The organism is Streptomyces sp. 378 (assembly GCF_030124145.1).
GTDB lineage: Bacteria > Actinomycetota > Actinomycetes > Streptomycetales > Streptomycetaceae > Streptomyces.
The window spans coordinates 1-665 of record NZ_JASKMS010000089.1; the positions used below are offsets into that span (position 1 = coordinate 1).

1 protein-coding gene is annotated in these 665 nt (G+C 72.6%); it reads right to left on the reverse strand.

Going from position 1 to position 665, the window contains the following annotated elements:
- On the reverse strand, positions 1 to 665 hold a 665-nt coding region (locus tag QNO09_RS39625; protein WP_283975070.1), incomplete at both ends, for an electron transfer flavoprotein subunit alpha/FixB family protein.

The following is a 665-nucleotide window of genomic DNA, read 5'->3' on the forward strand; positions in this document are numbered from 1 at the left end:
AGGTCGAAGATCGGGGCCTCGGCGTCCTTGTTGATCGCCACGATCGTCTTCGAGGTCTGCATACCGGCGCGGTGCTGGATCGCGCCGGAGATGCCGTTGGCGATGTACAGCTGCGGCGAGACGGACTTGCCGGTCTGGCCGACCTGGTTGGTGTGCGGGTACCAGCCGGCGTCCACCGCGGCACGCGAGGCACCGACGGCCGCGCCGAGGGAGTCGGCGAGCGCCTCGATGACCGCGAAGTTCTCCGCGCCGTTGACGCCACGGCCACCGGAGACCACGATCGCGGCCTCGGTCAGCTCCGGACGCCCGGTCGACTCACGCGGCGTGCGGCCGGTGACCTTGGTGCCGGTGGCCTGCGCGGAGAAGGACACGTTCAGGGCCTCGACCGCACCGGCGGCCGGGGCGGCCTCGACGGCGGCGCTGTTGGGCTTGACCGTGATGACCGGGGTGCCCTTGGAGACACGGGACTTGGTGGTGAACGAGGCGGCGAACACCGACTGGGTGGCCACCGGGCCGGAGTCGCCGGCCTCCAGGTCGACGGCGTCGGTGATGATGCCGGAGCCCAGACGCAGCGCCAGGCGGGCGGCGATCTCCTTGCCCTCGGCGGAGGACGGCACCAGCACGGCGGCCGGGGACACGGCCTCGACCGCGGCCTGCAGGGCGTC